Raw genomic sequence first — 14,712 nt, forward strand, 5'->3', positions numbered from 1 at the left:
GGAGCGTTTGGCTTATGGCTATTGCTTTCCACATTGTGTCGGTGCCTTCCTTCCCGTTCGCGAAGACGCAGCTTGGCCACGCCCTGGGCGTCGAGTCGCCAGCGTATCAACTGGTGACGGTGGAACTGGAACCCGATGACGGGCATAACTGCCCCTCACCCTGTCTCCTTTTCAGGGGTCATGCCCGTTGAGTGGACCCGTTCGATCAACTAGGAAACGTTAGCGGGGCTCAGTGGAGCGGCGCCCCGCTGCGTTAGGGGCGAGTGAACTGCGCTAAGATAACGGGCGTTAGTTTTTCTCGCTAGAAGAAGGTACTTAAGGCACGTGTCCGATACACCTCAGATCGAATTGACCGAAGCCGCCCTGGGCGCGGCTGCCGACGACGCAATCACCGCGTTCGAAGCAGCTACCACGCTCGATGAGCTGACGGTGGCTCGCCGTGAGCACCTCGGTGAGCAGGGCTATATCCCACAAGCTCGCACGATGCTCGGCAGCCTGCCTAAGGATCAGCGCAAGGACGCTGGCCGTAACGTCAACATGGCGCGCGGTCGCGTCGAGAAGCGCTACGCGGAGATTCAGGCTGTTCTTGAGGCGGAGGCTCGTGCGGCTCAGCTCGCTGCCGAGACCGTCGACGTCACCATCCCCACCACCCGCGCCCAGACCGGTGCTCTTCACCCAATTACGGCATTGTCCGAGCGCATCGCCGACATCTTCGTCGGCATGGGCTGGGAAATCGCCGATGGTCCTGAGGTCGAGGCGGAGTACTTCAACTTTGATGCGTTGAACTTCAAGCCGGATCACCCAGCACGTACCCTGCAAGACACCTTCCATGTCTCGACTGAAGGCTCAAAGCAGGTGTTGCGTACCCACACTTCTCCTGTACAGGTACGCACCATGCTGGACCGCGATGTTCCGCTCTACATTGCTTGCCCAGGTCGTGTGTTCCGTACCGACGAACTCGACGCTACGCACACCCCGGTATTCCACCAGGTTGAGGGACTCGCAGTGGACAAGGGCCTGACTATGGCTCATCTACGCGGCACCTTGGACCACTTGGCCAAGGTCCTGTTCGGCCCTGAGACCAAGACCCGCATGCGCACCAACTACTTCCCGTTCACCGAGCCTTCTGCCGAGGTCGATGTCTGGTTCCCAAACAAGAAGGGCGGCGCAGGCTGGATCGAGTGGGGCGGCTGCGGCATGGTCAACCCGAACGTCCTCCGCGCAGTGGGCGTTGACCCAGAGGAGTACACCGGCTTTGCATTCGGCATGGGCCTCGAGCGCACCTTGCAGTTCCGCAATGGCCTTACCGACATGCGAGACATGGTCGAGGGCGACGTTCGCTTCACCCTGCCATTCGGCGTCCAGGCATAACCGTTTACCCCGCAATTAGGAAGGAATTTAGACACAATGCTTATTTCCCAGAGCTGGGTAACCAGGTTGCTTGGCGCGAAAAACCCCGGCTGGTCCGTCACTCCGGAAGAACTCGACGCTGGTTTCGTTCGCGTCGGCTTTGAGACCGAGGGCTACGAGGGCCTGCCAGAAATCACCGGCCCGCTCGTTATCGGCCACGTTGACTCCTTCGAGGAGCTCGAGGGCTTCAAGAAGCCCATCCGCTACTGTCAGATCAATGTCGGCGACGCTAACGGCACTGGCGAGCTGCAGGGCATCATCTGTGGTGCGCGCAACTTCCGCTTGGGGGACTACGTCGTAGTTTCCCTGCCAGGTGCTGAGCTGCCAGGCGGCTTCAAGATCTCCGCACGTGAGACCTACGGCAAGATCTCTGCGGGCATGATGTGCTCCGCGGCCGAGTTGGGCATCGCTGAGAAGTCCGATGGCATCATAACCTTGGGCGAGGAGTTCGCGGACAAAGTCGGCCAGGATGCCCGTCCATTCTTGGGGCTGGACGATACTGTCTTCGACGTCAACATCACACCGGACCGTGGCTACGCGCTTTCCCTGCGCGGCCTCGGCAGCGAGGTTGCCTCGGCCTTCGGCCTTGACTACGCGTGCCCGGCGCAGGAACCATCCGTTGCTGGCATCGATGTCAGCGCTGTGCCGGAGGCTAGTGGCTCACTCATCAATGTTGAGCTGCGCGAGGAGACCAAGGCACAGCGCTTTGGCCTGCGGAAGGTCACTGGCATTGACCCGACCGCGCGCACTCCGTTCTGGATGGAGCGCGAGCTCATGCTGGCAGGCCAACGCCCTGTTAACCCAGCAACCGACGTAACCAACTACGTCATGCTGCTGCTCGGCCAGCCGATGCACGCTTTCGACGCCGATCAGATTTCTGGCGACCTTGTTGTACGTAACGCGCAGGCAGGGGAGAAGTTCGAGCCCCTCGACCACGTTGAGCGCACCCTGGACGCCGAAGACGTAGTCATCTGCGACGACAACGGTATCCAGTCCCTGGCCGGCGTGATGGGCGGAACGAGCTCGGAGATTACCAAGGGCGAAAACGGCACCACCAACGTCTACTTCGAGGCCGCAAACTGGGATTCCATCACCGTGGCTCGCACCTCGCGCCGCCACAAACTGTCTTCTGAGGCATCCCGCCGCTTTGAGCGAGGCGTAGATCCGGCCATCGTTGAAGTTGCACTCGACGTCGCCTGTGCACTGCTCGTGCAGATCGCTGGCGGAACCATCGAAGCCGGCCGCACCCTGGTCGGCGAGGTCGCTCGTCCGCAGCAGATCACCATGCGCGCTACCAAGCCGAGCGAGTATGCCGGTGTTGAATACTCCGGTGAGACAATCGTGAGCCGTCTGCAAGAGGTGGGCTGTGAGGTTGAAGAGTCCGGGGACAACCTGCTGGTTACCCCGGCTACCTGGCGCACCGACATCACCATGGATGTTGACCTCATCGAGGAGGTGCTGCGTCTGGAAGGCCTAGAGGACATCCCGACCATTTTGCCGACCCCAGTTGGTGGCCGCGGTCTGACCCCGGCTCAGAAGCGTCGCCGCGCTATCGGTCACGGCTTGGCATATGCAGGCTACGCTGAGGTGCTGCCTTCGCCGTTCATCGCCAACAACACCTTCGATGTCTGGGGCCTGGAAGGCGATGACGAGCGCCGCAAGACCGTTTCCGTGCAGAACCCGCTCGAGTCAGATAAGGCAATTCTGAGCACCACCTTGCTGCCGAACATGCTCGAAGCAGTTGCACGCAACGTCGCCCGCGGCCGTAACGACCTCGCGCTGTTCGGCCTGCAGCAGGTTTCGTTCAAGCGTGCGGACGCTTCCGCAATGCCTTCCGTTGAGGAGCGTCCAAGCGACGCCGTCGTTCAGGAGCTTCGTGACTCCCTGCCGTACCAGCCGCTGCACGTGGCTACCGTTGCTACCGGCAACGTCGAGCACGAGGGCCCATGGGGCAAGGGTCGCGCCTACACCTACGCCGATGCCATTGAGTCTGCGCGCCTGGTCGCTCGCGCGGCCGGCGTAGAGATCGAGGTAGAGGCTGCCTCCGAGCTGCCGTGGCACCCGGGCCGTTGCGCAGCGATCAAGGCTGTCGTCGATGGTGAAAGCGTCGTCGTGGGCCATGCAGGCGAGCTGCATCCAGAGATCCTCGAGGCACTGAACCTGCCGGCACGCACCTGCGCGATGGAGATGGACGTAAACGCGCTACCTACTGAGGAGATGTTCCCGGCTCCGGTTCTGTCTGCATTCCCGGCACTGCACCAAGACATCGCGTTGGTAGTCGACGAAGACACTCCTGCTGAGTCCGTGCGTAAGGTCGTGGAGGAAGGCGCCGGCGAACTGCTCGAGGGTGTTGAGCTTTTCGACGTCTTCCGCGGCGAGCAGCTCGGTGAGAGCAAGAAGTCACTCGCCTTCCAGCTGATCTTCCGTGCCTCTGACCGCACGCTGACCGACGAGGAAGCAAGCGAGCACCGCCTGGCTGCAGCGAAGTTGGCCGAGCAGCGTTTGGGCGCTCAGATGCGCGCTTAAACGAGGTTTTAAACCCGCGCGTTGAGTCGCGCTAAGGACCGTGCAGATCACTTCTAATTATGGGTGACTGCTCGGTCCTATTCTTATGAATCCTTAATGATGTGAGCTATGATTACCCAAGTTATTGGGTCTGACTTGAAACCGGCAGTTTTTCTCTCTCGCTGCTGGGAAAGTAGGTGCTGGTGCTAGAGTATGCCGTCTTCTATTTCACTATCTGCATGCTGCTAGCCAGCGTCCTGGTCGCCGGCGTCTGCGTGGGATGCCTGGTGGCCACCCGCTCCCAAGTCTTCAAACTGTTGGCGGTATTCTTCGGCGTCTATGCCTTCGATATAGCGCTTGTCTTTCGAACGCAGTTCATCCACGGCGGGATGGCTAACCGTGAGGTTTCTGTTTACGCAATTACGGCGCCTTTCGAGTCGATATTGCTGGGTGGCGTGATGATGGCTGTGATGGCCATCGTGGTGCAGCGCTACTTAAATGGCTGGCGCTTTCTGCCGCATGCCTGCGTCGGGTTGTTCCTGATAGGCAGCGTCGCGGCCTTGTAGGCAGTAGAGGACCCGGCACTACGCCAGTTCCTTTTCTTCAACATGCGGCCTATCACGCTGACATTTCTGCTTTGCTATGGCTTTGGCTGCTACTTGCGCGCGAATGATCCCGCGGAGCGCGCACGCCTTTATTCCTACCGCCATCTCTTCTTCCAGGTCGCTATCTGTGCCGTGCTGGTGGTGGCAGAGAACGTTTACTATCAGCTCATCTTTGACTGGGAGAAAGCCGGCCCCGATGTGCTCTCATTCTTGCCGGAGCGCAATTTTATGGAAAACGTTCTAATCGTTGCCATCGGCTGGGCGGTCATCTCTCATGCGCGAGTGGTTCTGCGCCACGTTGGTGCGGATGCGGCGGTCAAGCCAATCGCAGATGCGGCAGCGGATGACTTTCATGAGCGCAGCCTTGAGCGATTTTCGGAGGTCCATGGCCTTTCGAAGCGCGAGCGTGAAGTGGCCGGCCTGGTGCTTGCCCGCAAGAGCAATCGCGAAATCGCGGACGAACTCGGCATCTCGCTTTCTACCGTAAAGGTCCACGTTCACAACATTTTGAAAAAGTCATCCTACGAGTCTCGTGACCTATTGGTTGAGGGGTACTGGTCAGGGGTAATGTAACCGGCTTTTGCTCGCGTTTGGGCAGCGGTTTAAACCGGGTGAATTTGTAGGTTGCGTTACCGTCTCTAGAAAAAGGGATGGATGTCACATTCTAAACCTTGCGTATAAACCTGCACTTCAAAGGCGGTTTAAATCGGGTTTAGTGGCGGTCAACGCTGGATTTAATGAAAAATGAACTCGATTAGCGCTTGCTCGGGTGGGGAAATCGAGTCACGATAAAGCCAGAACTTCAGATGAGAAGCACAAGGCTTCCGGGTTCGGCCGGCGCACCCCATGAGTGTGAATTGAAGGGGAGTAGCCGGAGTGAAAATAGGGCAAAAGGCCCTATTAAAGAAAGGAGTTGGCAACAATGCCAGTAAGCCTCAGCGGACGTAACTTCCTCAAGCTCTTGGACTACACCCCAGACGAGATTCGCTACCTTATCCGTCTCTCCAAGCAATTCAAAGAAATGAAGATGGCCGGTGTGCCGCACCGCTACCTCGAGGGCAAGAACATCGTCCTCCTCTTCGAGAAGACCTCGACCCGTACCCGCTGTGCATTCGAGGTTGCCGGCTCCGACCTTGGCATGGGCGTTACCTACTTGGCGCCGGATAGCTCGCAGATGGGCAAGAAAGAGTCCATCGAGGACACCGCTCGCGTGCTGGGCCGCATGTATGACGGCATCGAGTACCGCGGCTTCGCTCAAGAGATTGTTGAGGACTTGGGCGCAAATGCAGGCGTTCCAGTTTGGAACGGCCTGACCACCGAGTTCCACCCAACCCAGATGATTGCAGACATGCTCACTGTAGAGGAGAACTTCCCACAGGGACTGAAGGGTCTGAAGCTGGTCTTCATGGGCGATGCAGGCAACAACGTTGCAAACTCCCTCATGGTTGTCTGTGCAAAGCTCGGCATGCACTTCGTCGCTTGTGGCCCGAAGGCACAGATGCCAGAAGATGGCCTGGTCGAGGAGTGTACCAAGATTGCAGCCGAGACCGGCGGCTCCGTCACCCTGACCGAAGACGTCAAGGAAGCCTGCACCGACGCTCACGTCATCTACACCGACATCTGGCTGTCCATGGGTGAGCCGGCTGAGCTCTGGGAGGAGCGCGTCAAGCTGCTCGAGCCATACCGTGTCACCAAGGATGTCATGGCAATGGCTGCCGACGACGCCATCTTCATGCACTGCCTGCCTTCCTTCCACGACGTCAAGACCGTCATTGGCAAGGAAATCTCCGAGAAGCTCGGCGTTAGCGAGATGGAGGTCTCCGACGAGGTCTTCGAGTCCGCTTACTCCAAGGTCTTCGATGAGGCAGAGAATCGTCTGCACACCATCAAGGCGGTCATGTACGCCACCTTGTCCTAGAAAATCAAGGTCTTTTCACCAGGAGAAAGTGCAATGGATAAGCGACGTGTTGTCGTTGCCTTAGGTGGCAACGCCCTTGGAAACACCCCAACCGAGCAGTTGGAAGCAATCCGCCAGACCGCCGACTCAATCGTTGACCTCATCGAGGCCGGCCACGAGGTCGTGGTTACCCACGGCAACGGTCCACAGGTTGGCATGATCAAGGTTTCCTCCGACTTCTCACACCAGGAGGGAACCACGCCAGAGATTCCTTTCGCCGAGTGCGGTGCAATGTCCGAAGGCTACATCGGATACCACCTCCAGCAGGCCATTGAGAATGTGCTGCGCATGCGGAACCTAGAGCGCGACTGCTATTCCCTCATCACGCAGACGGTTGTCGACGAAAACGACCCGGCTTTTGATAACCCAACCAAGCCCATCGGTGTGTACTACAGCGAGGAAGAGGCAAAGCGGTTGGCTAAGGAAACCGGCAACACCTACGTCGAGGATTCCGGCCGCGGCTGGCGTTGGGTCATTGCCTCGCCACTTCCTATCGAGGTTGTAGAGGCAAAGAGCATCGCCAACATCCTGGGCTCCGGTGGCATTGCCATCGCAGCCGGTGGTGGCGGCATCCCGGTAGTCCGCAAGGAAGGCCAGCTCAGCGGTGTCACCGCAGTCATCGATAAGGACCGCACCGCGGCTCTTATCGCTCAGCAGATTGAGGCAGACACCCTGTTGATTCTCACCGCAGTTGACTACGCCTACTCCGGCTTTAACACCCCAGAACAAAAGGCTCTGGAGAAGGTCACCGTTGACGAGGTAGAGAAGCTGATTGATGATGCAGCCTTTGCACCAGGCTCAATGCTGCCGAAGGTGGAAGCCTGCTTGGAGTTCGCCCGTTCGGGCGCCGGCCGTCGAGCAATCATCACCTCGCTCGAACATGCCGGTGAAGCCATGACTGGTTCCGTCGGAACCGTTATAACCTCTTAGGAGAAATTTATTGGCCGGGTAAGACAGTATGTGCTGGCTTCCCCGGCCTTTTATCACATGAAAGGAAGGCGCCATGACCGCGCCAATGAAAGAGAAGGATACAGACCCCAAGAAGAGGCGGAGGTTTCACTTCTCTGTTCCGTCTGCTTTTACGATTCTGTTTGCCCTGACGGTCATCTCTGCAATCGCCACCTGGCTGGTTCCGGCAGGCTCGTATTCGAAGCTGATGTATGACCCTGACTCGGGCAAGCTGAACGTGACCAACCCTGATGGTTCGGTCGACGTTCTGGACGCTACGCAGAAGACTCTCGATAGCCTGGGCGTGCAGATCAACATCGATCAGTTCACCTCTGGTGCACTGACGCAGGCAGTTTCCGTCCCGGGCACTTATGAGCATGTCACGCAGAACCCGGCTGGTCTGTGGGATATCCCGGTCAGCATGGTGCAGGGCACCATCGAGGCCGTTGACATCATCGTGTTCATCCTCGTGCTGGGTGGCCTCATTGGCGTGGTCCGCGCAACGGGCGCTTTCGAGTCGGGCCTGGTCGCACTGACCAAGAAGACGAAGGGGCACGAGTTCCTGCTCGTCGTCGTGGTCTCCGTGCTGATGGTGATGGGCGGTTCCGCCTGTGGCTTGGAGGAGGAAGCTGTTGCTTTTTACCCAATCCTCGCCCCAATCTTTATCTCGCTAGGCTATGACGCCATCGTCGTGGTGGGCGCCATCTTCCTGGCAGGTTCCATGGGTACGGCGTTCTCTACGATTAACCCGTTCTCGGTTGTTATCGCGTCGAACGCGGCGGGTATCAACTTCACAGACGGCATCGTATGGCGTCTGGTCGGCTGTGTCGTCGGCGGCATCGTGGTGATTAGCTACATGGCTTGGTATGCGCGTCGCCTCAAGGCAGACCCGAACTTCTCCTATGTCCTGGAGGATAAGGAAGTCTTTGAGGGCCAGTGGTCCATGGACGCCACCGGTGACGTTAAGAAGTTCGACCTTCGTCAGAAGGTCATCCTCATCCTCTTCGCTATCGCGTTCCCGTTGATGGTCTGGGGTGTTATGTCCCAGGGCTGGTGGTTCCCAACGATGGCGGCCGCATTCCTCACGGTGGCCCTGGCCATCATGTTCATTGCGGCAACCGGTGAGAATCGCTTGGGCGAAGCTGAGCTTTGCGACGCCTTCACTGAGGGTGCTTCCAGCCTGGTCGGCGTTTCCCTGATTATCGGTCTGGCCCGCGGCATCAACCTGGTGCTCAATGATGGTCATATCTCCGATACACTGCTGAACTCTGCAACCAACCTGGTTGAGGGAATGCATGGTCCAGTCTTCATCATCATGCTGATGATCATCTTCTTCCTGCTGGGCTTCGTTGTTCCTTCCTCCTCCGGCCTAGCTGTGCTGTCCATGCCGATTATGGCGCCGCTGGCAGATACGGTGGGCATCGACCGTTGGATTGTGGTCTGTGCTTATCAGTGGGGACAGTATGCAATGCTGTTCATCTGCCCGACCGGCCTGGTCATGGCAACGCTGCAGATGCTGAAGATGAAGTACACGCACTGGCTGCGCTTCGTCTGGCCGATGATGGTCTTCCTTCTGGTCTTCGGCGGCATCATGCTGGTAACTCAGGTGCTGATTTACTCCTAAGCTGTGGCTCGAGGGTGGAGGCCCTCAGGCTCAGTGTTTAGTGCCTCCCGCTTGGCTTTCTTCTCCACTCAATTGTTAGAGGAGGGCCGCGGGAGGCACTTTGCGTTTTGGAGCGATATAAAAGACTCCTCGTATATATTGCAGCGCCTTGCATAACTTGTTATTGTTTCCCGCATGAGTATTTCAGTAGCCATCGCGGGCGTTTCCGGATATGCAGGCGGCGAGATTCTGCGCCTGCTCTTGTCCCATCCAGCATATTTGTCCGGTAAGCTGCGGATTGGCGCCCTCTGTGGGCACTCCACAGCCGGGCAACCGGTGGCGCGGGTCGTGCCAAATGCGCCGCAGGTGTGGGGGAATACTATTCAAGACATTGCGGCGGAAAACCTGCTTGGGCATTCGGTGGTCTTCCTGGCGCTGCCGCACGGACACTCGGCGAAGTTGGCGCGGGAGATTGAGGCGGCGTCGCAAAGCACCGGCGTCGCCGTGCCGGTGTTGATTGATTGCGCGGCCGATTTCCGCCTCCGGAGCGAAGAGGACTGGCGGGAGTTCTATGGTGGGGATTACGCGGGCGCATGGCCCTATGGCATCCCAGAGCTGCCTGGAAATCGCGCACAGCTGCAGGGGGCATCGCAGGTAGCGGTGCCGGGGTGCTTTCCCACCGCCGTGACTTTGGGTGCTGTGCCGGCCTTGGCGCAGGAGCTCATCGAACCTGAGCTCAACGTGGTTGCGGTTACTGGCGTTTCCGGCGCAGGCAAGAAGGCCGCAGTGGGGTTGCTTGGTACTGAGACCATGGGCAGTTTGCGCGCCTATTCGCCGGGCGGCACGCACCGCCATACCCCGGAGATGGTGCAGAACCTGGCGCCTTTCGTGCACGGTGACGCTGAGCTTAACCTCAGCTTTACTCCGGTCTTGGCCCCGCTGGTGCGGGGGATTTTGGCCACTATCAGCGCTCCTCTTGCCGGAGGAGTGGATGCCTCCCAGGTGCACAAAGCCTTCGCGGACTTCTACAAGGACGAGCCTTTTTGCTTGGTTTTGCCAGAAGGAATCCAGCCAGAAACGCAGAACGTAGTGGGCTCCAACATGGTGCATATCCACGCTCATGTGGACGGTCGTGCCCGACGATTGCTCATCACTGTTGCGCTCGACAATCTGACCAAGGGCACCGCCGGTGCCGCCGTTCAATGTATGAATCTCGCGCTAGGGCTTGAAGAAGCCGCCGGCCTGCCACAAGCGGCCGTCGCGCCCTAGGCGGTTATTAATAGCCACCTTTTTAATTAGGAGAAGATCATGTCTCTATCACCCACCACGCCAGGAGTGCCCGTGACCAAACCAACTGGCGTTACCGCGCCGAAAGGTTTTGTGGCGGGAGCAACCACTGCTGGGATTAAGCCATCTGGAAAATCAGATATGGCGCTCGTTGTAAATCAAGGCCCACATTTTAATGCAGCGGCGGTATTTACCCGCAACCGGGTCGTTGCCTCACCTGTAAAACTTTCCAAGGCCGCCGTCGCAGACGGGCAGGTAAGGGCCGTGTTGTATAACTCGGGCAACGCCAACGCCTGTAACGGGAAGCAAGGCGACAAAGATGCCCAAGCCATGGTGGATGAACTTGCTGCTCTAACTGGAATTGTCGGGCAAGATATCGCTGTATGCTCCACAGGGCTGATTGGCGAGCCTTTGCCGATGAATAAAACATTGGGCGGCGTTCGCGGCGTCGTGGGGCAACTCAGCTCAGAAGGAGGTCACGCTGCCGCCGAGGCGATAATGACCACCGATACCGTGGCGAAGGAAGCTGTGGTGCACGGTGGTGGATGGACTTTGGGTGCGATGGGCAAGGGCGTGGGCATGATGGCGCCCTCGCTTGCAACGATGCTCGTGTGCCTGACAACCGACGCCGCGGCCACGCCTGCCGCGCTGCAGCAAGCGCTGCACAGTGCATGCGATGCGACCTTCAATACCTTAGATATTGATGGCTCGACCTCGACTAATGACACCGTCATCATCTTGGCAAATGGTGCATCGGGCATCGAGCCTTCGCAGGAAGAGCTCGACGATGCTGTTCTTAAAGCCTGTGCCGATATCGCGGATCAGCTGCAGGCCGACGCGGAAGGGGTGACCAAGCGCGTCAAAATCACCGTCGAGGGCACCACTGACGATGCGCAGGCGCTTGCCGCTGCGCGGACGCTGGGCCGGGATAACCTGTTCAAGTGTGCGATGTTTGGCTCCGATCCCAATTGGGGTCGCGTCCTTGCGGCAGTGGGCATGGCGGACGCGGATATGGACCCGGAAAACATCTCTGTTGCCTTCAACAATCAGCCTGTCTGCATCAACTCCACGGGCGCGCCCGGCGCGCGCGAGGTGGACCTATCAGGAATCGATATTGACGTCCACGTTCACTTAGGTCTTAACGGGCCAGGCCGAGCATTTTTACGGACTACGGATCTGTCTCATCAGTACGTCGAAATCAACTCGGCCTATAGCTCTTAGCTTCGGGGAATAGGCAAAGGCGAGGAGACTATGCAGTTAACGAACTTGGAGCGGGCCACGGTCTTGGCGGAGGCACTGCCGTGGCTCCAGCATTATCGCGACAAAATAGTCGTGGTGAAGTATGGCGGTAATGCCATGGTGGATGAGCGGCTCAAGGCGGCGTTCGCGGCAGACATGGTTTTTCTGCGCGCGGTAGGCGCGAAGCCGATTGTCGTCCACGGCGGCGGCCCGCAGATCAACCAGATGCTGGGCAGGCTCGGCATCGAGGGCGAATTCAAAGGTGGCTTTCGGGTAACCACCCCGGAGGTTATGGAAGTCGTACGGATGGTCTTGTTTGGCCAGGTGGGCAGGGGATTGGTCAACCTCATCAACTCCCACGGGCCCTACGCGGTGGGCACTTCGGGCGAGGATGCAGGACTATTTCGCGCCCGAAAGCGCCTGGTCAACATCGATGGGCGGCTGACAAACATTGGTTTGGTCGGCGATATTACCGACGTCAACCCCGAAGCCTTGATGGACATCGTGGATGCGGGAAGGATTCCCGTTGTGTCAACCATTGCGCCCGGTAGGGATGGCGAGGTTTATAACGTGAATGCGGATACCGCGGCGGGTGCGCTTGCTAGCGCTGTGGGTGCGGAAAGGCTCGTGGTCCTAACCAACGTGGAGGGCCTTTATACCGACTGGCCAGATTCCGATTCTTTGGTCTCCAAGATTGAGTGCAGCGAGCTTTCGCAGCTCTTGCCCACCTTAGACAGCGGGATGATCCCCAAGATGGAGGCCTGCCTTAAAGCAGTGGAGGCAGGGGTAAATGCGGCCCACGTTATCGATGGCCGCACCGAGCATGCGGTGGTCCTAGAGCTGCTGACCTCCGGCGGCATCGGAACGATGATTCTGCCTGATAACTATGACCGTGCTGATTATCCGGAAGGAACGGTCTTTAGAAAGGACGATAACGCATGACTTCGCTTATAAAGCAGTGGAACGAGGCGATCGCGAATAACTACGGCGCTCCGCCGCTCGGATTGGTCTCAGGTGCAGGATCTACCGTGGTTGATGAAGAGGGGAAGTCCTACATTGACATGCTGGCCGGCATTGCGGTCAATTCACTAGGCTACGGGCATCCTGCCGTAGTTCAGGCGGTAAGCCAGCAGGTGGCTAAGTTGGCGCACGTATCCAACCTTTTTGCTAGCGATCCTGTGGTTGAGGTTGCACAGAAGCTCAAGGCTCGGGTGGGCGATAGCGATGCCCGGGTATTCTTCTGCAACTCCGGTACTGAGGCCAACGAGGCTGCGTTCAAGGTAGCACGCTTGACTGGAAAGAAGCGGGTGCTGGCGGCGCACCACGGATTCCACGGGCGTACGATGGGCGCGCTCGCGATGACGGGGCAGCCGGGCAAACGGGCGCCTTTCGAGCCGCTGCCAGCTGGCGTGGAATTTTATCCCTATGGCGACATTGAATATCTGCGCACATTGGTGGAACAGGACCCAGCCAATACCGCGGCAATCATTTTGGAGCCTATCCAAGGCGAGACCGGAGTGATTCCCGCGCCGGATGGATTTCTGGTTAAGGTGCGCCAGTTATGCGATGAATACGAGCTCCTCTTGATTGTTGATGAGGTTCAGACTGGCGTCGGGCGTACTGGTGACTTCTTCGCTTTCCAGTCTGCGAGAATCTTGCCCGATGTGATTACCATGGCCAAAGGCTTGGGGGCGGGCCTGCCCATCGGCGCGACCATCGTACGGGGCGCGGCGAAGGATTTGCTTACTCCGGGTAGCCACGGCACGACCTTTGGCGGCAATCCCGTTGTGTGTGCGGCGGCAAATGCGGTACTGGACACTATTGATGCCGCGTTCATTGCTGAGGTGCGCAACAAGGGAGAGCGGCTCGCAGAACGCGTAGCTGCGTTGCCTGGCGTAGTAGAAGTGCGCGGTCGCGGCCTGATGTTGGGCGTGGTTCTGGAACGCCCTGTGGCTAAACAGGTGGTCAGCGCCGGCTTCAAGCACGGAGTAATTGTGAATGCGCCGAATGATTCCGTCGTGCGTTTGACGCCGCCGCTGGTGATTGAAGAGGCAGAGCTGGACGCCGCGGTTAACCGCTTTGCGCTGGCGCTTTCCGACGCCACCGTCAGCTAAAGCACCACGTGTCCGGCGTGAGGTTTATGCTCGGGAATATGAAGAACCTAAACACCACAAAGCTTGTTTGTATTGGCCTGGGTCACGTTGGATCCTCGGTCCTTGCTTATGCCATGGAGTCTGGCCTTTTCGCGGATATCGCCGCAATCGATGTCAACGATAAGGTGGCACACGGTGAGGCGCTGGACCATGATCAATCCACCGGCGTGCCTGGCGTTGACCATATCCACGTCCACGCCGGTACCTACGCGGACTGCGCTGATGCTGACCTCATTATCGTCTCTGCCGGTGCGTCCATGCAGCCGGACCCGGACAATCCGGGTTCTGCCCCTGACCGTGCCGAGTTGGCAGTTTCTTCCGGCCACGTTATTCGCAACGTCATGGAAGGCATCACTGCCCATACGCGTGAAGCGGTCATCCTGTTTATCACCAATCCTCTGGACGCAATGGTTACCCTTGCGCACCGCGAGTTCGACTACCCACGCGAGCGACTCTTTGGTACCGGCACCATGCTCGATTCAGCGCGTCTGCGCTGGGCTATAGGGCGCGAGCTCGGTATCGATCCAAAGTCTGTCACCGGTTACATGATGGGTGAACACGGCATGACTGCCTTCCCAGTGCTGTCGAAACTGAACGTCCAGGGCTTGGGCTGGGAAGAACTCGAAGAGCTCCACCAGGGCTCGCTACCAGGTAAGGAAGAGCTCAAAGAAACCGTCGTCGGCGCGGCCTACGACGTCTTCAATGCAAAGGGCTGGACCGACGCTGGTGTGGCACGTTCCACGGTAGCGATTGCGCGATCGATCATGCTGGATGAGAAGGCAGTTCATCCGGTCTGCTCCATGCTGGAGGGGGAATACGGCATCGACGATGTTGCGCTTTCCCTGCCATCGGTTGTCGGCCGCGGCGGTGTTGAAAAGCGCTTGGCCCCCAAGCTCGATGAATGGGAGACCCAGAAGTTGGCTGAGTCCGCAAACTATATCCGTGCAACTTTCGAGCGTACGCAGGGTTAATGGCGCCCGCCGGGACAAATCCGGAATCCTTCAC

The 14,712-nt window shown here is 58.6% G+C and carries 12 protein-coding genes; all 12 read left to right on the forward strand.

The features are described from left to right. Window positions 1-324 precede the first annotated feature (324 nt). A complete protein-coding gene (gene pheS, locus I6I72_RS13400; RefSeq protein ID WP_046646847.1) occupies window positions 325-1,371 on the forward strand; it encodes a phenylalanine--tRNA ligase subunit alpha in 1,047 nt (348 codons plus the stop codon). A gap of 36 nt (window positions 1,372-1,407) precedes the next feature. Further along, window positions 1,408-3,936: a phenylalanine--tRNA ligase subunit beta gene (gene pheT / locus I6I72_RS13405; protein ID WP_049147604.1), complete on the forward strand. Its 2,529-nt coding sequence runs from the start codon at window positions 1,408-1,410 to the stop codon at window positions 3,934-3,936. Window positions 3,937-4,118: 182 nt separating this feature from the next. Beyond that, window positions 4,119-4,481, forward strand: a complete 363-nt coding sequence (locus I6I72_RS13410; protein ID WP_201807202.1) for a hypothetical protein — start codon at window positions 4,119-4,121, stop codon at window positions 4,479-4,481. 42 nt (window positions 4,482-4,523) lie between these two features. Beyond that, window positions 4,524-5,093, forward strand: a complete 570-nt coding sequence (locus I6I72_RS13415) for a helix-turn-helix transcriptional regulator (protein WP_201807204.1) — start codon at window positions 4,524-4,526, stop codon at window positions 5,091-5,093. A gap of 349 nt (window positions 5,094-5,442) precedes the next feature. Then, on the forward strand, window positions 5,443-6,438 hold the full coding sequence (argF, locus tag I6I72_RS13420; RefSeq protein WP_049147601.1) for an ornithine carbamoyltransferase: 996 nt from the start codon (window positions 5,443-5,445) through the stop codon (window positions 6,436-6,438). A gap of 33 nt (window positions 6,439-6,471) precedes the next feature. After that, window positions 6,472-7,407, forward strand: a complete 936-nt coding sequence (gene arcC, locus I6I72_RS13425) for a carbamate kinase (protein ID WP_049147600.1) — start codon at window positions 6,472-6,474, stop codon at window positions 7,405-7,407. A 73-nt stretch (window positions 7,408-7,480) separates the two neighbouring features. Then, a complete protein-coding gene (locus tag I6I72_RS13430) occupies window positions 7,481-9,049 on the forward strand; it encodes a YfcC family protein (RefSeq protein ID WP_049147599.1) in 1,569 nt (522 codons plus the stop codon). Between the two features lie 174 nt (window positions 9,050-9,223). Continuing rightward, on the forward strand, window positions 9,224-10,297 hold the full coding sequence (gene argC, locus I6I72_RS13435) for an N-acetyl-gamma-glutamyl-phosphate reductase (protein ID WP_049147598.1): 1,074 nt from the start codon (window positions 9,224-9,226) through the stop codon (window positions 10,295-10,297). Window positions 10,298-10,369: 72 nt separating this feature from the next. Beyond that, complete coding sequence (gene argJ / locus I6I72_RS13440; protein WP_239685264.1) at window positions 10,370-11,536, forward strand: bifunctional glutamate N-acetyltransferase/amino-acid acetyltransferase ArgJ; 1,167 nt, start codon at window positions 10,370-10,372, stop codon at window positions 11,534-11,536. A gap of 30 nt (window positions 11,537-11,566) precedes the next feature. Continuing rightward, window positions 11,567-12,496 carry an acetylglutamate kinase gene (argB, locus tag I6I72_RS13445; protein ID WP_049147595.1) on the forward strand — a complete coding sequence of 310 codons (930 nt, stop codon included), beginning with the start codon at window positions 11,567-11,569 and terminating at the stop codon, window positions 12,494-12,496. Continuing rightward, window positions 12,493-13,668, forward strand: a complete 1,176-nt coding sequence (locus I6I72_RS13450; RefSeq protein WP_049147593.1) for an acetylornithine transaminase — start codon at window positions 12,493-12,495, stop codon at window positions 13,666-13,668. The genes argB and I6I72_RS13450 overlap by 4 nt, the downstream gene beginning before the upstream one ends. A 38-nt stretch (window positions 13,669-13,706) precedes the next feature. After that, window positions 13,707-14,678: a lactate/malate family dehydrogenase gene (locus I6I72_RS13455; RefSeq protein WP_100618672.1), complete on the forward strand. Its 972-nt coding sequence runs from the start codon at window positions 13,707-13,709 to the stop codon at window positions 14,676-14,678. Window positions 14,679-14,712 lie beyond the last annotated feature (34 nt).

It is taken from the genome of Corynebacterium striatum (assembly GCF_016728105.1).
In the GTDB taxonomy this organism is placed as follows: Bacteria; Actinomycetota; Actinomycetes; order Mycobacteriales; family Mycobacteriaceae; genus Corynebacterium; species Corynebacterium striatum.

What these genes read in the sequence shown, in the direction of transcription:
- arcC (WP_049147600.1), top strand. Translation starts at nt 6,472, where the DNA reads ATGGATAAGCGACGTGTTGTCGTTGCCTTAGGTGGCAACGCCCTTGGA.
- pheT (WP_049147604.1), top strand. Translation starts at nt 1,408, where the DNA reads ATGCTTATTTCCCAGAGCTGGGTAACCAGGTTGCTTGGCGCGAAAAAC.
- argC (WP_049147598.1), top strand. Translation starts at nt 9,224, where the DNA reads ATGAGTATTTCAGTAGCCATCGCGGGCGTTTCCGGATATGCAGGCGGC.
- I6I72_RS13455 (WP_100618672.1), top strand. Translation starts at nt 13,707, where the DNA reads ATGAAGAACCTAAACACCACAAAGCTTGTTTGTATTGGCCTGGGTCAC.
- I6I72_RS13430 (WP_049147599.1), top strand. Translation starts at nt 7,481, where the DNA reads ATGACCGCGCCAATGAAAGAGAAGGATACAGACCCCAAGAAGAGGCGG.
- I6I72_RS13415 (WP_201807204.1), top strand. Translation starts at nt 4,524, where the DNA reads ATGCGGCCTATCACGCTGACATTTCTGCTTTGCTATGGCTTTGGCTGC.
- I6I72_RS13450 (WP_049147593.1), top strand. Translation starts at nt 12,493, where the DNA reads ATGACTTCGCTTATAAAGCAGTGGAACGAGGCGATCGCGAATAACTAC.
- argF (WP_049147601.1), top strand. Translation starts at nt 5,443, where the DNA reads ATGCCAGTAAGCCTCAGCGGACGTAACTTCCTCAAGCTCTTGGACTAC.
- argB (WP_049147595.1), top strand. Translation starts at nt 11,567, where the DNA reads ATGCAGTTAACGAACTTGGAGCGGGCCACGGTCTTGGCGGAGGCACTG.